The sequence below is a fragment of the Bacillus sp. ES1-5 genome (genome assembly GCF_022487605.1).
In the GTDB taxonomy this organism is placed as follows: Bacteria; Bacillota; Bacilli; order Bacillales; family Bacillaceae_G; genus Bacillus_A; species Bacillus_A wiedmannii.
Genome location: NZ_JAKVPU010000012.1, coordinates 19,803 through 41,249 on the forward strand (window position 1 = coordinate 19,803; position 21,447 = coordinate 41,249).

Below are 21,447 nucleotides of genomic sequence, written 5' to 3' on the forward strand. Positions count from 1 at the left end.
GGGAGAAAATTTTTCCTCCCTATAGCTGTCCTATTAATAATTCTAATTCTTCAGCTGTAATGTCTCGCCAATTTCCTACTTCAAGATCATTTAGCTCTATATTCATAATGCGTTCTCGCTTTAATTTTGTTACAGTAAACCCGAAAGCTCGGCTCATTCTACGAATTTGTCTGTTCATCCCTTGCGTTAAAACGATGCGAAATGTAGACTGATCGACTCTCTTCACTTTACATGGCTTTGTCATGCCATCTTTAATCTTTACACCTCTGGACATCTCATCAATAAACCAATCTGTAAAAGGTTTATCGACTGTGACAACATATTCTTTCTCGTGCTCATGATCTCCGTGTAAAATTTGATTCGCAATCGCACCGTCATTTGTTAATAAAATAAGTCCTTCTGACGCTTTATCCAATCGCCCAACAGGAAAGATACGCTCTGGGTAATTGATATAGTCAATAATATTATCTTCAATATGATCAGCTGCTGTACAAGTAATGCCAACTGGTTTATGAAAGGCGATATACACCTTTTCTTTCTCTTCTTTTGCAATAACCTGTCCATCAATCGTTACTACATCACCATCACTCACGAGTGCACCGTGCATACATATTTCGCCGTTAATAGCCACGCGTTCTGCTTTAATGAGACGATCTGTTTCACGTCTTGAACAGGATTTTGCTTCGCTTATGTATTGGTTGATTTTCATGTTTTATTCCTTTTTGTATAGATTATTTATAAATAAGACGCATCAGCCCATAGTGATATCTATAGGACCTCAGGGTTGATTAACGGCTTATAATATTTCTATTCTGTAACTCGATAGCACTGTTCTCTATTATAGATTGTACTTCTTCGCTCCCATACTTCTCCAAACATTTTAAGTTTTCTTCAATCTTATTTATGAATATAGACTCTTGATAGTCTATATTTCCAAATCTAGTTGTCAAATTATTCTCACTGTAATCTTTTTGCTCTATTACCCAATTTAATGTATAAACAAGGTATTCTCCTATATTTTCCACTATGTTTCTCAGCTTAGATAAATTAGGATATTCTGCTCCATTATACTTTTTGCTATTTTCGTCTAATTCTAAATAATGGTTTATTATTTCTACATCTACTAACTCAATAATCCTAGCATATCGCCCTATAAGATTTCTATTCTCTCCACCCTCTCCACCGATTGGATAAAGTATTAGCGGAATTAGCATCTCAAGATCATCCTTTTTTTGTATCCACTGTCTAATAATTTTCCGCTTTTTTTCTGTATCTTCTATGTTATTCCATAATGAAAAGAATTCACCGTTAACCCCAAAACTATATTTATTTAAAATATCTATGGAACTATGAAGCACCATATATTCCCTTAAAATCTTCTTTAAATTGTCAATCAAATATTGAACTTCATTTACTGAAACTCGATTAATTTTACTAACATCATTTATCCCACTTATATATTCATTTAAGATTTTATTAATTCTGGGTAATAGCCATATATCTAATTCCTTATGGAAAATTGGGTTCTTTTCACTTGCTCCCAAATAAATACTTAGTACAGCAATTAGCCTTACATATTCTTCCTCTTGATAACTAATTTTTTTATCACGCTCTTTTATAAGCAATTCTTGTAATATTGCTATTACATTTGTATACTGCATCTCATTAAATTTTTTCATATTATATTCCACAACAGAAAAAACTTTCTCAACAGAATACAAATTCAAAAAGCTTTCAAATCGCCCACTTAGATCTTCTAATGGTTGAAATTTTAACTCCTCAAAGAATTTAGATAGAACCCTTTCACTTTCTGATACATCATACATAAAATATCGGTTAAAATAAGCTTCTGAACAAATTCGTTTCTTTCTTTCTATTGCATAATACTTCGTAGAATCCTGATCGCCCTTAATTGAAACTCCAAAATCAGGAAATATTTTTTTTATTATCTTTTCATATCCTGGGTATTTCTTTTCAAATTCTTCCTTTACCCAATTATAATTATTTACATTATTTCCTAAAAGTTCAGGCGAGGATACTCTAATAATCTCATATAACCCCGGTGCACTAACTTTAATAAATAATAAATAGAGCAAATCATCAATATGAGTTTCATCTTTTAAAAGTGGCACCATAAACTTTAATGTATTCAAATATCGGTTAATATTTCGGGGACTAAATTCAAACTTTTGCAAATCAATTAATCGATTAACACTCGAAAATTCCATTCTTAAAAATTCAGATTTGCTCCCCAAATCATTCTCGTCTAAAACCTTGCTCACACCATTCCATAGTATTTCATTTAAACTATAGACATCCGTTTCTGGTATATACAAAGGGATTTGAATAAACTTCTCTAAATAGTCTCTACCAACCTTTTTAGCATCACCATTCTCATCTTTTCCATGCAATTCAGCTAAAGCAGAAGCGACAATCTCTTCATCTAACGCTACAATATATGTTATGTTAGGAAAATCGCAAATTAATCTTACTAACCTAAATATTGTTTGAATCTCTTCTTTATTTAGCCTGTCTATATCATCGATAAATACTACAATTTTTTTATCGGAATTTTTAAGTAACTCTTCAATAGCCTCTTTAATATCCTTTATACTTTGTGATTTCTTACCAAATAATTCTTCGATTAAGCTGTGAGTTTCTTTTAAATTAATTGTGACACCTGGTAAACGCAAGCTAACAGAAGAAAGAGCACTTGAATATTTAATAATATTTTTTTCAATTTCAGGGTCAAACCCACTCTTTTTCCTTATTTCGTTTAATAATTGCTCGAGAAATTCAACAATTATTTCATGATCTTCTTTTCCAAAATACCAAGGCTTAAATTCAAAAATTAAGTATTCATCCTTATTATTTTCATCCTCAATTTTTTCTTTAATCATCTTGAAAATAGATGTTTTTCCTGATCCCCACTTACCATAAAATCCGATTGTTAAATTTTCTCCATTTATCTTATTTAAGCTACTAATAACATGATTAACAAATTTTTCTCTGTTCAATTTATCGTCTCTATTATTACTAACTGGGTTATCAGAATAAAAATATGGTTTACTACTACTTTTCGACTCTTGTAATTTCTTTGATTTTTGTTTTCTTACAATCTTTTCAACCAAAAGTATTCCAAAAACACATAAGCTACTCATTGAATAATAAAAAACCATATCAAATAAGACTGATAATAGATTCCCTTGGAAATTCATTTGATAGAACGGTGGAGTTAAATAATTAAACCCTATTCCAAACCAAAACATCATTTGTACTAAATAACGTTTTGGAAAATATTCATATTCTTTGTAATACAAACCTTTACGTTCCAAGTTAATATTTATATAACTTACAAAACATAATACAAATGTAAAACTTGCTATAAGAAATAATTTCATCATGTTATTTTCAAGTAAACTGTTCAAAGTAGATAGATTCATTCTACAAACAGATAATATAAAATAGATAAATATACTCCCTATACCAACTCCAAAAAGCTTCTTCATATTCATATATACCTATTCCTCTTCTTGATACTCTCTTATAACGACTACTGTTCTTTCTAAGTAAAACAGCGCCATTCACCATTAGGGAATGACGCCATTAATAATTCTTTACTTCGCAAAAACAACTAAATAAATAACCCCAATCACCAAAAACATTCCGCAACAAGCTAACAATACTTTTGCAAGTTTGTCCATAAACATATAATGGTTCCCCTTTGTTTCGTTGTTTGCTATTTTAATTCGACAACTGTTACGCCTAGGCCTCCCTCGCCCATGTCACCGTAGCGGTAGTTTTTCACACCGCGATGTTTCTTCAAGTAATCTTGTACACCTTGGCGAAGCGCTCCTGTTCCTTTACCGTGAATAATTGATACGCGCGGATAGCTTGCAAGCTGTGCATCGTCTAAATATTTTTCAACGCGCATCATTGCATCTTCATAACGTTCACCGCGAAGATCAAGCTCTAACGAAACGTGATAATCTCTACCCTTCACACTTGCGACTGCTTTTTTCTCAGTTTGCTTCGGTGTATTAATGTATTCCATATTGGATTCTTTCACTTTCATCTTCAGAATACCAATTTGTACGCTCCACTCTGTATCACTTACTTTTTCAAGCAATTGACCTTTTTGACCGAACGTTAACACTTTTACTTCATCACCTGCGCGTAATTGTTGTTTTGGCGCTGTGTTTTTCACGTTTACTTTTTGTTTCTTCACAAGCTCTGGCGCCGTACCTTCTAGACGGCTCTTTGCTTCAATAAGCTCATGGTCTTTCACGTTTATAAGCTGTGCTTTACGCAATTGACGAAGTTCTCGAATAATGCCTTCTGCTTCTTTCTTTGCAGCTTCGACTTTTTCTTCCCCTTCTTTTTGCGCTTTTAATAATTTTTCATCGCGCTCATCATTAAATTCAATAATTTGACGCTGTAATTCTCGATGCAGTTTTTCAGATTGCTTGCGAAGTGCTTCTGCTTCGTTCCAGTCACGCTCTGCATTCTTTTGACTTTCTTCTAACTTCGCAATCATATTTTCAATTTTGTTTGTATCTGTACTAATGTGGTTACGAGCTTGATCAATCACGCGATCAGATAATCCAAGGCGCTTCGAAATTTCAAAGGCATTACTACGTCCTGGTACACCGATTAATAATTTATACGTTGGGCTTAATGTATTCACGTCGAACTCAACGCTCGCATTAATAACTTTCTCACGGTTATATCCGTATGCTTTTAATTCTGGGTAATGCGTCGTAGCAACAACGCGAGCACCACGATTACATACTTCATCTAAAATTGAAATTGCTAATGCAGCCCCTTCTTGCGGGTCTGTTCCAGCACCTAATTCATCGAATAGAACTAAGCTTTCAAAATCAGCTTTTTCTAAAATATCAACAATGTTCACCATATGTGAGGAGAACGTACTTAAACTTTGTTCAATCGATTGCTCATCACCGATATCGGCAAAGATATTTTTAAATACACAAATCTCTGACTCATCCATTACTGGAATGTGAAGGCCAGATTGCGCCATTAATACACAAATACCAACTGTTTTCAGCGTAACTGTTTTACCACCTGTATTCGGTCCTGTGATAACAATTGTCGTGAAATCTTTACCTAACATAATGTTATTTGGCACGATAATTTCTGGATCAATAAGCGGATGACGTGCTTGTCTTAAATCCATATAGCGCTCGTTATTTACGATTGGCTTCGTTGCTTTAATTCGCTTCGCATAAAAAGCTTTCGCAAAGATAAAGTCAAGATTCGCAACTACTTCTACGTTAGATAAAACGATATCTGCTTCTACTGCCACTTCTTCTGTTAACATCAATAAGATGCGTTCGATTTCTTGTTTTTCTTTCACTCGTGCTTCTTGAAGCGCGTTATTTAACTCTACAATGACTTGTGGTTCAATAAATAACGTTTGCCCAGAAGCTGATTGATCGTGAACTATACCGCCATATACACCGCGATATTCTTGTTTTACTGGGATTACGTAACGTTCGTTACGAATCGTTACAATCGCGTCAGACAGCATCTTTTGCGCGTTAGAAGAACGCGTCATGTTTTCTAACTTTTCACGAATACGGCTTTCCGCAGTACGAATTTGAGTACGAATACCACGCAATTTATCACTTGCGCTATCGACTACTTCACCGCCATCACCGATACAATTTGTAATTTTCTTTTCTAAATCATATAAAGATATAATTTGAGCGACATGAGTTTCTAAAATTGGAAGCTCGACACCATTATCAACCATATCTTCAATGAAACGTTTCATATTGCGACTACCATACATCGTATTGGCAATATCAAGTAGTTCATTTGGGCTTAACATACTTCCAATTTTTGCACGCTTCACATTTGAGCGAATATCCGTAATACCACCTAATGGTGCACTACCTTTTAAACGAATGACTTTCGCTGCTTCATCCGTTGTATCTTGCATTTCTACAATTTCTTCAAAATCAGTACTTGGCACTAAATGCTTCACTTTGTCACGGCCAAGTGAAGAGGCTGTATGTTCAAGTAATTGTTCTTTTACTTTATTGTATTCTAATACACGCAACGTTCTTTCTAACATGTTGCAGGTCCCCCTTGTGTTACTTATTACGTTTAATATAGTCTAATAAACGTTCAATATCCCACGTGTTAATCACGTTATCTTTTTGAATCCAACCTTTACGTGCTGCTGCTACACCTGTTTCCATATCTTCTAACATTTCAAGCGTATGAGCATCCGTATTAATCGCTACCTTTACACCAGCATCTTGTGCTTGTTTTAATAATTTCGCGCTTAAATCTAGGCGATTTGGATTCGCATTTAATTCTAAAACTGTATTTGTTTCTTTTGCGAGCTCGATTAATAAATCTGTATCCACATCATAACCCTCACGGCGTCCAAGAAGACGTCCTGTCGGATGAGCAATCATTGTGACATGCTTATTCTCCAGCGCAGTGCGAAGACGTTTCATAATCGTTTCACGGTCTTGTGAGAAGCTAGAGTGAATCGCTCCGATGACATAATCTAATTCTGCTAATACTTCATCATCAAAATCAAGTGTTGCATCCGGTAAAATGTCCATTTCAATTCCGCGTAAAATTGTAATGTCTGGATACTTTTCGTTCATACGTTCAATTTCTTTCGCTTGTTCACGAAGACGCTCTTTCGTTAAACCGTTCGCTACTTTCAAGTATTGTGAGTGATCAGTAATCGCCATAAACTTATATCCACGAGCACGGCACGCTTGTACCATCTCTTCAATGGAAAAAGCACCGTCACTCCATGTTGTATGCATATGTAAATCACCTTGTATATCAGAGAACTGAATTAAGTTTGGATACTCTTTAATTAATTCAATTTCTTTCCCATCTTCACGCACTTCTGGTGGGATAAATGGAAGACCGAAATGAGCAAAGAATTCTTCCTCAGTCTCGAATGTTTTCACTTCACCTGTTTCCAAATTCTCTACACCGTACTCACTAATTTTCTCACCTTTATCTTTTGCGATTTGACGCATTTTCACATTATGGTCTTTTGATCCTGTGAAATGATGCAGAGTTGTAATAAATTCTTCAGGTTTTACTAAACGGAAATCGATTGAAATATCATATTCATATTGAAGACGAACAGAAACTTTCGTATCTCCACTTGCGATTACTTCAATCATATTATCGAATTGCAGTAAATGCTCACGTACTGCAGCTGGTTCTGTCGTTGCAATGATAAAGTCTAAATCTTTCACTGTTTCACGAACACGGCGCAAACTACCAGCGCGAGAGAAACGAATTACTTCAGCAATATTCGACAATTTCTCCTCTATTTCCCCGGCAATAGGCAATACCATTGCGATTGGTAAACGCTCTGGACGAGATCCTACTTGATCGATTGCTTCTAATATTTTCTCTTCTGTCTTCTTACCGAAACCTGCTAAAGCTTGTACTTTATTTTCCTCACAAACCGCTTTTAGCGATTCCATATCAACAACACCAAGTTCTTTATATAACTTAGCTACCTTTTTACCACCAAGGCCTGGTAATTTTAATAACGGTAATAAGCTGCTTGGCACTTCTTTCTCAAGCTCTTGTAATACTTCAGATGTTCCCGATTCTATATATTCTTGAATAACTGCCGCTGTTCCTTTTCCAATTCCCGGAATCTTCGTGAAATCTTCAATTTCAGAAAGACTGCGATCGTCACTTTCTAACGCTGCCGCCGCCTTACGAAATGCAGATATTTTAAATGGATTCGCGCCCTTTAGTTCCATAAACAGACCGATTGTCTCTAATAATTTAATAACTTGTTTTTTATTTACTTTCATCATTACCCCGCCTTTCTTTCATAGAAAAAAACTCCTCTTTCCGAAAAAAGAGAAGTTATACTCTGCTACCTGTCTGCCATAGTTCCTTCACCTTTTCAGAAAGAATCGGTGTATCGTCTACAATTATTTTGCTAATTGATGATTTTTGTAATGGTGTTTGTATTTGTTCAATTGGAAGGATATTTCCAACGATAATTAAAACAAACAAAATAATATATACTTCTAAAAATCCGAGGATTGCCCCCGCAAACGCATTGACTTGCTTTAAAACCGGTATTTCTGCAAACATATTTAACAAATTACCAAGTAATGAAAGTGCAATTTTTGTAATAATAAACAATATGATAAACGCAAGCGCTTGATAAAATACTGTTTCAATATTATTTGCATCAATCCATTCTGGAACAGATACGTTTTTATCAAATGGATACGGAATAAATTTCGCAAGTGCTGGCGCTAAATCTTTACAGTACCAGTATGCAACAAGGTATGCGATAATAAAGCTTGTTAACTTTACAAGTTGCAGAATAAACCCTCTGCGTAAGCCGAGGAAAAATCCCATAACAAGCAGTAAAATGATAATAATATCAATCATGTTATTCCATTCCTTTTTTTGTCATACTTTCTTTCAATTTCTCATGTTCTTCTTTTAATTTTATGTAATCGTGTATGACGTTTACCGCCGTCAATACCGCTAGTCTACTCGTGTCAAGCGAAGGATTCTTGGCATTGAGTTCGCGCATTTTATCATCCACAATCGCTGCTACCATGCGGATATGACTTGTACTTTCATCGCCAACAACTGAATATTGTTGACCATAGATTTCTACATTAATTCGACTTTTCTTTCCCTTTTGTTGTGACAACTCACCGGCCTCCAATCACGTACAGAATCCTAAAGTTTATCATACCATGAACCATCATATTATGGAAACAGAAAGAACAATCCGATATGATAAAAATAACAATATAAAAAAAGGGGCGACCACTATGTCAAATTCTATCGTAATTCAAACAAATTCTACAGTAATTGAAGACATGAAACAACAATATAAACAAGCGCTTAGCCCGAAAATTCCACAAGGCGGAATCTTCATGGCAAAGGTGCCATCTTGCACAATTACAGCGTATAAATCTGGAAAAGTAATGTTCCAAGGTGGCCGTGCTGAAGCAGAAGCTTCTCGTTGGCAAACTGTCTCTCAAACACCGAAAACAGCTGTAAAAAAATCTGTCGATTCACACCGTTATGCACCGCCCGCTTCCATCGGTACAATGTCTATCGTAGGGTCAGATGAAGTTGGTACTGGTGATTTCTTCGGACCGATGACAGTAGTTGCTGTATATGTGGACGCTAAGCAAATTCCACTTTTAAAAGAACTTGGTGTAAAAGACTCTAAAAACTTAAATGACGATCAAATTACTGCCATTGCGAAACAACTTCTACACGTTGTTCCTTACAGCTCTCTTGTCCTTCATAATGAAAAATATAACGAGCTATTTGATAAAGGGAACAACCAAGGTAAGTTAAAAGCTTTACTACATAATAAAGCTATTACAAACTTATTAGCTAAAATTGCACCTACAAAACCTGAAGGCGTCTTAATTGATCAATTCACACAACCTGATACATACTACAAATATTTAGCAAAACAAAAGCAGGTACAGCGTGAAAATGTTTACTTCGCTACGAAAGGTGAAAGCGTCCATTTAGCAGTAGCCGCTGCTTCTATTTTAGCTCGTTACTCATTCGTAAAACAGTTTGACGAGCTAAGTAAAAAAGCTGGTATGCCACTTCCGAAAGGTGCTGGTAAACAAGTTGATATTGCTGCCGCTAAGTTAATTCAGAAACTTGGTAAAGAAAGATTACCTGAGTTTGTGAAAATGCATTTCGCTAATAAGGATAAGGCGTTTCGCTTATTAAAATAGTATCGACAAAAACAGGAGCCTACAAACTCCTGTTTTTTGTTTCACTCTACTATTGTCCTTTTATTTTTGTTACAATTAAAATATACAGATTATTCTAACACAGGAGGAGATTCCCATTGCTACTTCTACAAATGATTCTAAATATTTTACTAGGCGATCCACACGAAAGACAGTTTGAAATTAGAGAAAACATTCAGCTACTAAGTGAACAACGAGAATTCAACGATTTAATAGAGCGCTACGGCCGATCTTTCTTATTAAACTTTCGGATTCGAAGATTTATCGGGAAACACGATGCCCGCTTGTTAATACACAATCCAGCAAAACTACAACACTTCTGTGAGGAACTTGAATCTATGATTAGAAAAAAAGGATTATTTACATAAGGAGAGAATTCATATGAACGCTGTGAAAATTAAAAAGTTATTATATGTTTTTGTACACCTCGTAGGCCCACTTTCTTTCCTCACTATTTCTATCATTTGGGGAGCTTTTTTCACCTCTAAATCCACATTCGAAAATTTATCTGATAGTCTTTGTGTGATGGCCATTTATTACGTGCTCATGAGCTTACTATGGTTTTTCTATTTAGATCGATTAGACAAAGATGTAGATAAAATTACAAAAGAAATTAATGATAATAAGGTGTAATACATATAAAAAAGGAGAGCCGCCAAGACTCTCCTTTTTTATGTTAACTTCTTTTCTGCTTCTTATTTGATGAAGATACTTTATGAGAACCTGTTTCATGTGTCGTCGTTCCTTGTCCTTCTACTTCTGGAGAACCAAGGCTTGATCTTGAATGATCTTTTTTCACTTTTTTACTCATTTATATTCACCCCTTCACGTTACTTTTGGCTACGGGGTAATAAACTATGCAAACAAAAAAGCGAGAGGAAATCCTCTCGCTTTTTTATATTTTAGAATTCAGAAGAACCTGGAGTTCTTGGGAATGGAATTACGTCACGGATGTTAGCCATGCCAGTGATGTACATTAGGAAGCGCTCGAAACCTAGACCGAATCCAGCGTGTTTTGTACCGCCGTATTTTCTAAGCTCTAAGTACCACCAGTAGTCCTCTTCGTTCATACCTAGTTCTTTAATTCTATCTACTAAAACGTCCATTCTTTCTTCACGTTGACTTCCGCCGATTAATTCGCCGATGCCAGGAACTAGAAGGTCAGTAGCAGCTACTGTTTTTCCATCTTCATTCATACGCATGTAGAACGCTTTAATGTCTTTCGGATAGTCAGTTACGAATACAGGGCGTTTGAAGATTTCTTCTGATAAGTATCTTTCGTGCTCTGTTTGTAAGTCAATACCCCATTCTACTGGGTATTTGAAGTCAGCACCTGACTCTTGAAGCACTTTAATTGCTTCTGTATATGTGATACGACCGAAGTCAGAGTTGATTACGTTGTTCATGCGCTCTAGAACTGTTTTATCAACGAAGCTGTTGAAGAATTCCATTTCTTCTGGTGCATGCTCTAGTACGTATTTCATTGCATATTTCAGCATATCTTCTGTAAGATCCATTACATCGCCTAATTCAGCGAATGCAATCTCCGGCTCAACCATCCAGAACTCAGCAGCGTGGCGAGTTGTGTTTGAGTTTTCTGCACGGAATGTAGGTCCGAATGTGTATACGTCACGGAATGCTAATGCATAAGCTTCAGCGTTCAGCTGTCCACTTACTGTTAAGTTTGTTTCTTTACCGAAGAAGTCTTTTGACTCATCAACCTGTCCGTCTTCACCTTTTGGTACATTGTTTAAATCTTGCGTTGTTACGCGGAACATTTCGCCTGCACCTTCTGTATCACTACCAGTGATAATTGGTGTGTGAACATGTACAAATCCACGCTCTTGGAAGAACTGGTGAATCGCAAATGCTGCGACAGAACGTACACGGAACGTTGCAGAGAATGCATTTGTTCTTGGACGTAAGTGAGCGATTGTACGTAAGTACTCAAACGTGTGACGTTTCTTTTGAAGTGGGTAATCAGAATCTGATAAGCCCTCGATATCAATTTTTTCTGCTTTAATTTCAAATGGTTGCTTCGCTCCAGGCGTTGCAATTACTTTACCTTCTACTTTAACTGAAGAGCTAAGTGGAAGTTTTGCAATTTCTTTGAAGTTTTCTAACTCTGTATCGAAAACGATTTGAACGCTTTTGAAGAAGCTACCGTCGTTTAATTCGATGAAACCAAATGATTTTGAATCACGTAAGTTACGAATCCACCCTGATACTTGTACTGTTTGACCTGCGTATTTATCTGTATCTCTATACAGACTTTTTACTAATGTGTTTTCCATAGTGAAATTCTCCTTTGCACATATATTTAAATACAAAAAAACCTTTCATCCATAAAGGGACGAAAGGTTAAACTTCGCGGTACCACCCAATTTGTCATAAAGACCAACTTTAACTCGTATGTAATACATACTTCCCGGTTTGTAACAGGCCGGATTCCCGTCTAAGTCTACTCTTGAATACAAGATTCAATTTCGGTTAGCAACTCCAAGGTGTTCTTCACATATACCGTCTCATCAGGCTCTCACCGTCCCTGACTCGCTTTGGATTATAGTATATACTACTTTTCCTTATCATCGTCTTTCATTTTGTTAAACTAAAATTAATGTACTACATTCGAGAGAAAGATGCAAGATACCAAAAAATATATCAGCGATTTTTGTCATATATCGATTTTCCGACAATCGTGCCATAAAAAAATTGCCGGACTGAATCCGGCAATCTTTTATTACTTACGTAACTCCGCACCAAATTTCTCTTCTACCGTTGTTAATACACGGTTATGTGCTTCTGTTACTTCTTCGTCTGTTAACGTGCGTTCTGCATCGAAGTAGGTCATAGAGAATGCAAGTGATTTCTTGCCTTCTTCCATTTTTTCACCTTCGTATAAGTCGAATAGCGCTACGTCTTTCAGAAGTTCTCCGCCAGCTTCAGCAATGACTTGCTTCATTTCGCCAGCTTTTGTTTCTTTTGTTACGACAACAGCCATATCACGTGTCATAGATGGGAAACGTGGAATTGCTGAGTAGTAAGTTTCTTCTGCGTCTGCACCGAACACTTTTACAAGAGAGAGTTCGAATACGAATGTATTTTTCACATCTAATTGTTTTTCTGCTTCTGGGTGCAATTGACCGATGAAACCAATTACTTCGCCATCTAATACGATGTCAGCTGTACGACCTGGGTGCATACCTTCACGTTTTGCTGGTACATATGTGATTTGGTTTGCAACGCCAAGTACGTCGAATAACCCTTCTAGTACACCTTTCACAACGAAGAAGTCTACTACTTTCTTCTCACCTTGCCATGCATGGTGAAGAGCAAGACCTGTCATAACACCTGCAAGATGTTGTTCTTCTTTCGGAAGTTCTCCTGCTTCTGTTGGTAAGAAGACAGAACCTACTTCGTATAAAGCAACGCTATCGTTTTTACGTGCAACATTGTATGAAACAGCTTCTAACAATTGTGGCACTAAGCTTAAACGAAGTTGGCTACGCTCTTCACTCATTGGAAGTGCAAGATTTACAGGTGCCTTTTCGTTTGGCTCAACCATATATTGTTTCGCTTTGTCAGCACTTGTTAATGAATACGTGATTGCTTCATATAAACCAGCACCTTCTAAGAAGCGACGTACTTTACGACGTTTCGTTTGTGCTGATGTTAATTTACCACGAGTCATTGTTCCAGAAGGTAATGTAACTGGAATGTGGTCATAACCGTATAGACGACCCACTTCTTCTACTAAGTCTTCTGAAATTGTAATATCAGGACGACGTGCTGGTACATTCACATGGAATGTTCCTTCTACTTCTGTGAATGGGAATTTTAAGTTTGTGAACATTGTACCCATTTCAATTGCAGAAATATTTGTACCTAATACACGGTTTACTTTTTCAGCAGTAACAGATACTGTACGCTCTTGTACTTGTAAGTTGTCAGCTTCTACTACACCTTCAAGTGCTTCTCCGCCAGCGTATTTCGCCATTAAAGCAGCTGCATGTTGAATTGCTTCAAATGTACGTGTTGGGTCAATTCCTTTTTCAAAACGTGCACTTGATTCACTGCGAAGACCTAAGTCTTTTGATGTACGGCGTACTGTTTGACCTGCAAAGTATGCAGATTCAATTAAAACGTTTACTGTCTCATTTGTAACTTCAGAATCCGCTCCGCCCATTACACCAGCAACAGCTAAAGCTTTTGTTCCGTTTGTAATTACAAGGTGGTGGCTTTGTAACGTACGCTCTTGATCATCTAACGTTTCAATTTTTTCGCCTTCTTTTGCAAGACGAACAACGATTTCTTTTGAACCTAATTTATCGTAATCGAATGCATGTAACGGTTGACCGTATTCCATTAAAATGTAGTTTGTAATATCAACTACATTGCTAATCGGACGAATGCCAGCTGCCATAAGGCGCGTTTGCATCCACATTGGTGATGGACCAATCTTTACGTTCTTCACCATTTTTGCAATATATAATGGGTTTTCTTCTTTCGCTTCTACACTTACAGAAATGTAATCAGAAGTTTTTTCTGCTGTTTCTTGTAAGCTGATAGCTGGAAGTTTTACTTCACGGCCGTAAATAGCAGCGACTTCATATGCAACACCTAGCATGTTTAAGCAATCTGCACGGTTTGGTGTTAAACCAAGCTCAAGTACTTCATCATGTAAGTTTAAAATTTCAAGTGCGTCTGCACCAACTTCAGCGTCACTTGGGAAGATGAAGATACCGTCTGCATATTCTTTTGAAACTAACTTTCCATCAATGCCAAGCTCTTGAAGCGCACAAACCATACCGTGAGAAGCTTCACCGCGTAGTTTTGCTTTTTTAATTTTGAAGTTGCCAGGAAGTACAGCACCAACTTTTGCAACTGGTACTTTTAAACCTTTTGCAATGTTAGCAGCTCCACAAATAATTTGAACTGGCTCTTCTTCACCGATATCGATTAAGCATTTACTTAATTTATCAGCTTCTGGGTGTTTTTCACATTCTAATACGTGACCAACTACAACACCTTTTACACCTTTATTTAATACTTCAACACCTTCTACTTCAATACCACTTTTCGTGATTTTGTCTGCTAGTTCTTGTGCTGTTACATCTTTAATATCTACATACTCTTGTAACCAACGATATGATACGAACATACTTATCCTCTCCTTCCCTTACGCTCGTTTGAATTGTTGTAAGAAACGTACATCATTTGTATAGAAATGACGAATGTCATCTACGCCGTATTTCAACATTGCGATACGCTCTGCGCCCATACCGAATGCGAAACCTTGATATTCTTTTGAATCATAACCAGCCATTTCAAGTACGTTCGGATGAACCATACCTGCGCCTAAAATTTCGATCCAGCCAGTTCCTTTACAAGTGCCGCAACCTTTGCCGTGACACATCATACAAGAAATATCCATCTCTACAGATGGCTCTGTGAATGGGAAGAAACTTGGACGAAGACGGATTTCACGATCTTCACCGAACATCTTTTTCACGAATACTTGCAGTGTACCTTTTAAGTCACTCATGCGAATGTTTTTATCAATTACAAGACCTTCAATTTGCATGAACTGGTGTGAATGCGTCGCATCATCGTCATCGCGGCGATACACTTTACCAGGACAAATAATTTTAATTGGGCCTTTTTCTTTATTATTTTCCATCGTACGTGCTTGCACAGAAGATGTATGTGTACGTAGTAACGTTTCTTCTGTAATGTAGAATGTATCTTGCATATCACGCGCTGGGTGATCTTTCGGTAAGTTTAATGCTTCGAAGTTGTAGTAGTCTTTTTCTACTTCTGTTCCTTCAGCTACTTCATAACCCATACCGATGAATACATCTTCAATTTGTTCAACAACAGCTGTTAACGGATGGTGACAACCTGTTTCAACAGGACGGCCTGGTAGTGTAACATCAATTGTTTCCGTAGCCAATTTCGCTTCAATTACTGCTTTTTCTAAGTTACCAATTTTGTCTTCTAAACGCGTTTGGATCGCTTCACGTACTTCGTTTACTAATGCTCCCATACGTGGACGCTCTTCTGCTGATAATTTTCCCATGCCACGTAATACTTCTGTAATTGGACCTTTTTTTCCTAAATACGCTACGCGTACGTCGTTTAAGCCCTTTAGCTCTTTCGCTTCTTCAATAAGCTCTAACGCTTTTTGCTTTAGCTCTTTTAAACGTGCTTCCATTTGGAACCCTCCTAATTTTAAAAATAAAAAAACCTCGCTCCCAAAAAGGGACGAGGTAAATTCGCGGTACCACCCTAAATTGACAGACCAGGTCTGCCCACTCATTAGTTATAACGATCAATTCTGACCGGAACGCCTTTACATATATATATGGTCCTGGCGTCAACTCCAGAGGTGAATTCACTTCCGTCTACCATAAGAATACTTTCAGTCTAAGGCATTCTCTCCCTTTATGGCGATTTTGTAAGTTACTCTTCTCTATCAACGTTTTTCGTTATTTAACTTTTAATATAATATACTTCAACTTATTATAAGAAGTTTTTTATTTGTTCGCAACTGGGCTTTGCAAATAATACGTTAAAATCCCTGCTGCAACCGCAACATTTAATGATTCTGCCCCGCCGTAAATTGGAATATACAAGTTTTGATCACTTTTTGCAAGAATTTCTTCGCTTACGCCGCTTCCTTCATTTCCTACAATTAATGCAAAACTACCAACTGGTGTTACTTCACCATACGGAACTCCATTTTCAAGAGCTGTTCCATATACAGGGACGTTTTGTTCTTTTAACTTGTCTACCCACTCTTCTAAGTTCCCTTTTACAACTGGTAAATGGAAAATAGAACCTTGTGTAGAGCGAAGCACTTTACTATTATATGCATCAACGCATCCTTCTCCAAGCACAACAGCATGAATACCAGCTGCATCCGCTGTACGAATAATTGTCCCTAAGTTGCCCGGGTCTTGAAGACCATCTAATAAAAGAAACTTTCCATCTGCAAGAGCTACTTCACTCTCGTGTTTCTCACAAACAGCAAATACCCCTTGCGTCGTTTCTGTTTCACGGAGTACTTTTACGATTGCTTCAGGTACGATATACATTTCCACATCATTAACTGTCCAATCTTTCGGAAGATCTGTCTGATCAGAAACGATAAGTTCTGTTACAACTCCTGCTTTTAAAGCTTCCTCCACTAAGTGGAATCCTTCTACAAAAAATAAACCTTTTTTATCGCGCTCTTTTTTCGTCTGCAGCTTTTTCCACTGCTTCACACGCGGATTTTGCACTGAATCAATGTTTTTCATAATATGTATTTCCCTCTCTTCTTGTCTTATCATTATAGCCTATTTTTCATACATATTTACATAAAAAAGAACAAAAACTAACGTCAGTTTCAATTCTGAAGAAGAGGTGAAGATAATGAGTTTTAATTTACGCGGTGCTGTATTAGCGAATGTATCTGGAAATTCACAAGATCAATTACAAGAAACGATTGTCGATGCAATTCAAAGCGGTGAAGAAAAAATGCTTCCAGGTCTTGGCGTTTTATTCGAAGTCATTTGGAAAAATGCTGATGAAAATGAAAAACACGAAATGTTAGGAACACTGGAGCAAGGTTTAAAAAAATAAACAATAAAAGGTCACCTTAGAAAAAAAACTAAGGTGACCTTTTATGTCTATAAAATTTTTCTTCTCCTAAACATTTCTACTTTACTAACGCTATCCCGATGGAGTACAATGTTCAAAATACATTTAAACCGATCGATTTTCTTATAGACACCATTAGATAAAAAGGAGTGAATGTTTTATGCAACGTATTACGCTTGAACAAGTTTTTAAACATCACATTACACAAAAATATGTAAACCGTTCTGGAATGGTCCACGCGATTGCTGTCGCTTACCATGCGTTTCACTTAGCGAAAAAGCATCATGCCTCAGTCGATGCTGCAACAAAAGCTGGTTTCCTTCATGATATCGGACATCACACATGGTACAGTGAGGGAGAATGGGACTATGACTTGTATAAAAAGAATGATATACATGCGATTAAAGGAGCAGAAAGAGCTCATAAATTGCTTATTAGATTAGGAGAACATCCTAAACTAGCAAAAGAAATTTCTATCGCGATTCTTCTTCATACAGATTCTTTCTTAGTACAGCAAGAAATTGAAAGAACATCTCTTCAAAACATTATTAAATGGGCAGACGAAGCAGATGAAGAACCGGGCGGAGCGCACCATTATAGAACAATTTCTTATGAAAAAGCACTTAAAGCTATTCAGCAGTTAGACCGATTGGTAGAACGTGAATTACAAATAGAGCAATCAAAATCTAAGAACAAGGCAGAGCATAGTTATCAATGAGAAAGAGGCATCACTATAGGGTGATACCTCTTTTATTATTTTATGGAAAATACACCTTTACCCCGCATTAACGGGCAGTAAGACCCCCACCTCGAAATTCAGCAAATACGAGGAAGTTAAGCAGGGAATCAACTGCCCGTAAAAGCCCGATTGGTTCAACTAATAATCAGTGGGGGATGAACCTCCCCACTGATTAAAGTTTCACTTTATATGTAATATTTAAATATTACATATAAAAACAAAATACTTTATAATTAAATATATAAATATAAAGAGGTGATTTTACAAATGCAACCCGCTACACAACTTTCTAATGAACAGAAATACTCTATGTCATGGGGACAATTTATTAGCTCCGTTTTATTTACTTTTTTCGGAACCGGACTTATTACTGTGTTCCTCGCAATGCCCTTAACAATTTATACAGCCGGTCTTACAGATAAAAAACAAATTGCCCTGTATGAATCTATTGCAAATACTGCAAGTATCGTATTACAACTAGCCGTGTTGTTATTCTTCATTTTTAAATTCGAACCCGCAAAAAAATTACTACTAAAATCTTTTAACTTTAAAGCACTTAAAGAATGGCGTACATACGTATACTTACTTCTTTTCTTCACTATAAACATTATACTCAATTACATCTTGTTAAATTATATGTTCCAAGACGCAACAAAGCAGCAATCTTCCGCACTTAACTTAGACGTTTTTAAGCAGTATCAAATATTATTACTTCTCGGCTTCGCAATACTCACACCAATTTTTGAAGAACTTATTTTCCGTGGCTTTATACTTCGCTTCTTCTCAGAGCGATTTCCATTTTGGATTGCAGCCATCATAACAAGCTTCTTCTTCGGTATCGCTCATACATACTCACTTGGCGTAATGGTAATTACTTTCTTCATGGGATTATTAATGGCTATTTTATGTAAAAAAACAAAATCCATTATTCCAGCTATGTTATTTCATATTATGAATAATATGTTGGCATTTTTGAGCTAAAAAGAGATATCATCGCGATACCTCTTTTTACTCTTTTATCACAACTTCAAACTCTTCCGTTTGCACAGAACATCAATGTAAAATCATTACTGTCTGTAAATATTAGCTTCAAAATATCATTTTTACTACACTGATGACTTTTTTGTATAAATATTCTATAATCTTTATATATAACTATAAAATAAACAAGGATAGGTGATTCACTATTATACAAGCCACGCAACTAACTTACCCACAAAAACACCCTATGTCACTCTCACAATTTCTATTTTCACTCGTTTTTGCGATTTGGGGAACAGGATTTCTAGCCGACCTCTTTATAGGTCTTCCTACCGTTATTTATACAGAAGGTTTAACCGATCCAAAACAAATTGCTTTAACAAAATCACTTACTACTTTTGGGAGGCATTTATTTGTATTGTGCATTTTATTAATTTTAATTTATGCATATAAGCCATTAAGAAATTTAATTGTCCCAACACTAAACTTTACAGCATTAAAAAAAGTAAGCACATACATCTATATCATTCTTTTTTACGGACTATATATTGTTAATGACATATTTATAATTAGTAATCTTTTCCCTGATGCGGTAAAAGAGCAATCATCCACTTTAAACCTAGAAATGTTAAAACAATACAAACTAGTATTGCTACTAGGTACTGCTATATTTGTACCTATTTTTGAAGAACTTATATTCCGTGGTATTATTCTTCACTTCCTACAACAGCGCTTCCCTTTTTGGATTGCAGCACTTGGGTCTAGCTTTCTCTTCGGAATAGGTCATATGTACTCAACTGGTGTGATGTTTAGCATGTTCATACTAGGTCTATTTATGGCTATTTTATGTAAAAGAACAAATTCCATTATTCCAGCTATTTTATTACACATGCTGAATAATACCATTGCATTGTTATAAAACTTCCATCAGTAGTGGATTCTTTATCCTACACTGATTACTTCTTACTTAAAAATCAAATTTATTAGTGACACCCCAATTCCAGCTATGTTATTTCATATTCTGAATAATATGTTGGCATTTTTAAGCTAAAAAGAGGTATCATCACGATACCCCTCTTTACTCTTTTATCACAACTTCAAACTCTTCTTCCGTTAGCACTTTTCGATAATCCGTTTTCTTTTCTCCTTCTTCACCAGAAGTTAGGACAGGTGTCAGTATAATTTTCGTTACATTATCCTCTAGTTTTTCAAATTGCCAATAAAACATCATCCATACATTCCTCTTGTACATCTTGAAACGAAGCTAAATGCTTCTGAATAATACTTTTTATAAGTCCGTCGTACTGGTCGATAATAAAGTATAGTGCTTTTTCGTTCCTTTTCCGTATTTGCATTGCAACGTTCTCCTCTGTAATTTTCATATGCACCCTCCTCTCTAACGTTCTCTATATCTATTAATTCGTATCATTACTTCTCATTTCTATCAATTTATACATATTCATTAATAATATCCAAAATAAACCTCATGTAGTAAAATATAACTGATTACATAGAAGGAGACTATATATGTTGAGCTTACTTTGGGTTGTTTATATGCCACTCCTTGTGTTATGTGGATTTTTCGGTGGTATTTTCTTAATTATTACTAGTATGAAACATCGTAAATTATTTGTCGGTTTAATGGGGCTACTTAGCTTCTCCTTTGTCACACTACCTTTTGTTTTTTGGGGCATGGGAGTGGATAGCAATACAATCCTCCCTATTTCAACAACTTTATATTGGATACTGTTTTCTTTAACTGGATTATTAGCAGGGGTAAGTGGAGTCCAAGCCAAAATTAAAAGTATACGTAATATGGGACTCATTATTTTTATCGCTGGTATATTAGGGGTTATTTTCTGGTTACTCATGACTGTAGGTGATTCATACTATATATAATATTTTTTAGAAACACATAAATCGGAGGCAATACAAAAGTGTTCGGAATATTAACTTGGATGATTTTCGCTCTTACTTTGATGTTATACGAGCTCGTCGTCGGCATTTTTTAAATTATCACTGGAATTAAATGTAATAAACCATTTACTATTATGGCTGGTTTGATTAGTATATCGCTTATCTTTGTTCCTATCATTTGTATAGGTTATGGAATAGATTTAGAGGGGATGGTTCCAATTTGAGGAACTTTATATTGGTGTTTCTTCTCTTTAGCTGGACTATTGGCTATTATAAGCGGAAGACAAATATCAAGTATTCGTGCCTTGGGAATGGTTTTGTTTATAACAGGATTGTGCTCCGTAACTGGTTATCATTTTTTATATCTCACTCTTTAACAAGACA

General features: G+C 36.1%; 19 protein-coding genes, 3 pseudogenes and 2 other annotated features. Of the genes and pseudogenes, 9 read left to right on the forward strand and 13 right to left on the reverse strand.

All coding sequences use genetic code 11. The features are described from left to right. Positions 1-19: 19 nt before the first annotated feature. From MKO96_RS26020 to zapA, 6 genes are all read right to left on the reverse strand, one after another. Positions 20-709 carry a 23S rRNA pseudouridine(2604) synthase RluF gene (locus MKO96_RS26020; protein WP_240589124.1) on the reverse strand — a complete coding sequence of 230 codons (690 nt, stop codon included), beginning with the start codon at positions 707-709 and terminating at the stop codon, positions 20-22. Between the two features lie 79 nt (positions 710-788). Continuing rightward, on the reverse strand, positions 789-3,515 hold the full coding sequence (locus MKO96_RS26025) for a KAP family P-loop NTPase fold protein (RefSeq protein ID WP_240589125.1): 2,727 nt from the start codon (positions 3,513-3,515) through the stop codon (positions 789-791). 224 nt (positions 3,516-3,739) lie between these two features. Next, positions 3,740-6,100 carry an endonuclease MutS2 gene (locus MKO96_RS26030; protein WP_240589126.1) on the reverse strand — a complete coding sequence of 787 codons (2,361 nt, stop codon included), beginning with the start codon at positions 6,098-6,100 and terminating at the stop codon, positions 3,740-3,742. A gap of 19 nt (positions 6,101-6,119) precedes the next feature. Next, positions 6,120-7,838, reverse strand: coding sequence for a DNA polymerase/3'-5' exonuclease PolX (gene polX / locus MKO96_RS26035; RefSeq protein ID WP_240589127.1), 1,719 nt, complete (start codon positions 7,836-7,838; stop codon positions 6,120-6,122). Positions 7,839-7,893: 55 nt separating this feature from the next. Then, on the reverse strand, positions 7,894-8,433 hold the full coding sequence (locus MKO96_RS26040; RefSeq protein ID WP_000565411.1) for a CvpA family protein: 540 nt from the start codon (positions 8,431-8,433) through the stop codon (positions 7,894-7,896). Between the two features lies 1 nt (position 8,434). After that, positions 8,435-8,704 carry a cell division protein ZapA gene (gene zapA, locus MKO96_RS26045; RefSeq protein WP_000082701.1) on the reverse strand — a complete coding sequence of 90 codons (270 nt, stop codon included), beginning with the start codon at positions 8,702-8,704 and terminating at the stop codon, positions 8,435-8,437. 124 nt (positions 8,705-8,828) lie between these two features. Between zapA and rnhC the strand changes: the two genes are divergently transcribed. From rnhC to MKO96_RS26060, 3 genes are all read left to right on the forward strand, one after another. Further along, positions 8,829-9,764 (forward strand): ribonuclease HIII, encoded by a 936-nt coding sequence (rnhC, locus tag MKO96_RS26050; RefSeq protein ID WP_240589128.1) that lies wholly within the window; start codon positions 8,829-8,831, stop codon positions 9,762-9,764. A 116-nt stretch (positions 9,765-9,880) separates the two neighbouring features. Continuing rightward, entirely contained in the window at positions 9,881-10,150 is a 270-nt protein-coding gene (locus tag MKO96_RS26055; RefSeq protein ID WP_000925542.1) for a hypothetical protein, read from the forward strand. Positions 10,151-10,163: 13 nt separating this feature from the next. Then, a complete protein-coding gene (locus MKO96_RS26060; protein ID WP_240589129.1) occupies positions 10,164-10,415 on the forward strand; it encodes a hypothetical protein in 252 nt (83 codons plus the stop codon). Positions 10,416-10,458: 43 nt separating this feature from the next. Here MKO96_RS26060 and MKO96_RS26065 read toward each other — a convergent pair whose 3' ends face one another. From MKO96_RS26065 to MKO96_RS26085, 5 genes are all read right to left on the reverse strand, one after another. Next, positions 10,459-10,593, reverse strand: a complete 135-nt coding sequence (locus MKO96_RS26065; protein ID WP_000039594.1) for a YuzL family protein — start codon at positions 10,591-10,593, stop codon at positions 10,459-10,461. Between the two features lie 91 nt (positions 10,594-10,684). Further along, positions 10,685-12,076, reverse strand: a complete 1,392-nt coding sequence (gene asnS, locus MKO96_RS26070; protein ID WP_240589130.1) for an asparagine--tRNA ligase — start codon at positions 12,074-12,076, stop codon at positions 10,685-10,687. A 52-nt stretch (positions 12,077-12,128) separates the two neighbouring features. Next, positions 12,129-12,380, reverse strand: a binding site (T-box leader). A 142-nt stretch (positions 12,381-12,522) separates the two neighbouring features. Then, complete coding sequence (pheT, locus tag MKO96_RS26075; protein WP_240589131.1) at positions 12,523-14,943, reverse strand: phenylalanine--tRNA ligase subunit beta; 2,421 nt, start codon at positions 14,941-14,943, stop codon at positions 12,523-12,525. 18 nt (positions 14,944-14,961) lie between these two features. After that, a complete protein-coding gene (gene pheS / locus MKO96_RS26080; RefSeq protein WP_000388220.1) occupies positions 14,962-15,996 on the reverse strand; it encodes a phenylalanine--tRNA ligase subunit alpha in 1,035 nt (344 codons plus the stop codon). Positions 15,997-16,039: 43 nt separating this feature from the next. Next, positions 16,040-16,270: a binding site (T-box leader), on the reverse strand. Between the two features lie 48 nt (positions 16,271-16,318). Beyond that, positions 16,319-17,116, reverse strand: a complete 798-nt coding sequence (locus tag MKO96_RS26085; protein WP_240589132.1) for a TrmH family RNA methyltransferase — start codon at positions 17,114-17,116, stop codon at positions 16,319-16,321. A gap of 82 nt (positions 17,117-17,198) precedes the next feature. Here MKO96_RS26085 and sspI point away from each other — a divergent pair, with 82 nt between their 5' ends. The 4 genes from sspI (at position 17,199) to MKO96_RS26105 (ending at position 20,065) form a co-directional block, all read left to right on the forward strand. Continuing rightward, the gene (gene sspI, locus MKO96_RS26090) at positions 17,199-17,408 is read left to right on the forward strand and encodes a small acid-soluble spore protein SspI (RefSeq protein ID WP_000009511.1); all 210 of its coding nucleotides are present in this window, start codon (positions 17,199-17,201) and stop codon (positions 17,406-17,408) included. Between the two features lie 178 nt (positions 17,409-17,586). Beyond that, complete coding sequence (locus MKO96_RS26095; protein ID WP_240589133.1) at positions 17,587-18,144, forward strand: HD domain-containing protein; 558 nt, start codon at positions 17,587-17,589, stop codon at positions 18,142-18,144. A 288-nt stretch (positions 18,145-18,432) separates the two neighbouring features. Beyond that, positions 18,433-19,146, forward strand: a complete 714-nt coding sequence (locus tag MKO96_RS26100; RefSeq protein WP_240589134.1) for a CPBP family intramembrane glutamic endopeptidase — start codon at positions 18,433-18,435, stop codon at positions 19,144-19,146. A 247-nt stretch (positions 19,147-19,393) separates the two neighbouring features. Then, positions 19,394-20,065, forward strand: coding sequence for a CPBP family intramembrane glutamic endopeptidase (locus MKO96_RS26105; RefSeq protein ID WP_087982293.1), 672 nt, complete (start codon positions 19,394-19,396; stop codon positions 20,063-20,065). 159 nt (positions 20,066-20,224) lie between these two features. Here the strand turns inward: MKO96_RS26105 and MKO96_RS26110 are convergent. After that, positions 20,225-20,368: pseudogene (locus tag MKO96_RS26110) on the reverse strand (DUF4179 domain-containing protein); the annotation flags it as partial. Next, positions 20,358-20,528, reverse strand: a pseudogene (locus tag MKO96_RS26115) (sigma-70 family RNA polymerase sigma factor); the annotation flags it as partial. The pseudogenes MKO96_RS26110 and MKO96_RS26115, both read right to left, overlap by 11 nt. A gap of 145 nt (positions 20,529-20,673) precedes the next feature. On the opposite strand from MKO96_RS26115, the gene MKO96_RS26120 reads away from it, so the two are divergent. Together MKO96_RS26120 and MKO96_RS26125 are read left to right on the forward strand one after the other, a co-directional pair. Beyond that, entirely contained in the window at positions 20,674-21,045 is a 372-nt protein-coding gene (locus MKO96_RS26120) for a DNA-binding protein (RefSeq protein ID WP_240589136.1), read from the forward strand. A 152-nt stretch (positions 21,046-21,197) separates the two neighbouring features. Then, a pseudogene (locus tag MKO96_RS26125) lies at positions 21,198-21,440 on the forward strand (ammonia permease). Positions 21,441-21,447 lie beyond the last annotated feature (7 nt).

Bases quoted from the DNA above. Each gene is read 5' to 3' on its own strand.
- sspI (WP_000009511.1), top strand. From the start codon at position 17,199: ATGAGTTTTAATTTACGCGGTGCTGTATTAGCGAATGTATCTGGAAAT.
- polX (WP_240589127.1), bottom strand. From the start codon at position 7,838: ATGAAAGTAAATAAAAAACAAGTTATTAAATTATTAGAGACAATCGGT.
- pheT (WP_240589131.1), bottom strand. From the start codon at position 14,943: ATGTTCGTATCATATCGTTGGTTACAAGAGTATGTAGATATTAAAGAT.
- MKO96_RS26040 (WP_000565411.1), bottom strand. From the start codon at position 8,433: ATGATTGATATTATTATCATTTTACTGCTTGTTATGGGATTTTTCCTC.
- MKO96_RS26065 (WP_000039594.1), bottom strand. From the start codon at position 10,593: ATGAGTAAAAAAGTGAAAAAAGATCATTCAAGATCAAGCCTTGGTTCT.
- MKO96_RS26120 (WP_240589136.1), top strand. From the start codon at position 20,674: ATGTTGAGCTTACTTTGGGTTGTTTATATGCCACTCCTTGTGTTATGT.
- pheS (WP_000388220.1), bottom strand. From the start codon at position 15,996: ATGGAAGCACGTTTAAAAGAGCTAAAGCAAAAAGCGTTAGAGCTTATT.
- rnhC (WP_240589128.1), top strand. From the start codon at position 8,829: ATGTCAAATTCTATCGTAATTCAAACAAATTCTACAGTAATTGAAGAC.
- MKO96_RS26100 (WP_240589134.1), top strand. From the start codon at position 18,433: ATGCAACCCGCTACACAACTTTCTAATGAACAGAAATACTCTATGTCA.
- MKO96_RS26095 (WP_240589133.1), top strand. From the start codon at position 17,587: ATGCAACGTATTACGCTTGAACAAGTTTTTAAACATCACATTACACAA.
- MKO96_RS26105 (WP_087982293.1), top strand. From the start codon at position 19,394: ATGTCACTCTCACAATTTCTATTTTCACTCGTTTTTGCGATTTGGGGA.
- MKO96_RS26085 (WP_240589132.1), bottom strand. From the start codon at position 17,116: ATGATAAGACAAGAAGAGAGGGAAATACATATTATGAAAAACATTGAT.
- asnS (WP_240589130.1), bottom strand. From the start codon at position 12,076: ATGGAAAACACATTAGTAAAAAGTCTGTATAGAGATACAGATAAATAC.
- MKO96_RS26060 (WP_240589129.1), top strand. From the start codon at position 10,164: ATGAACGCTGTGAAAATTAAAAAGTTATTATATGTTTTTGTACACCTC.
- MKO96_RS26025 (WP_240589125.1), bottom strand. From the start codon at position 3,515: ATGAATATGAAGAAGCTTTTTGGAGTTGGTATAGGGAGTATATTTATC.
- MKO96_RS26020 (WP_240589124.1), bottom strand. From the start codon at position 709: ATGAAAATCAACCAATACATAAGCGAAGCAAAATCCTGTTCAAGACGT.
- MKO96_RS26030 (WP_240589126.1), bottom strand. From the start codon at position 6,100: ATGTTAGAAAGAACGTTGCGTGTATTAGAATACAATAAAGTAAAAGAA.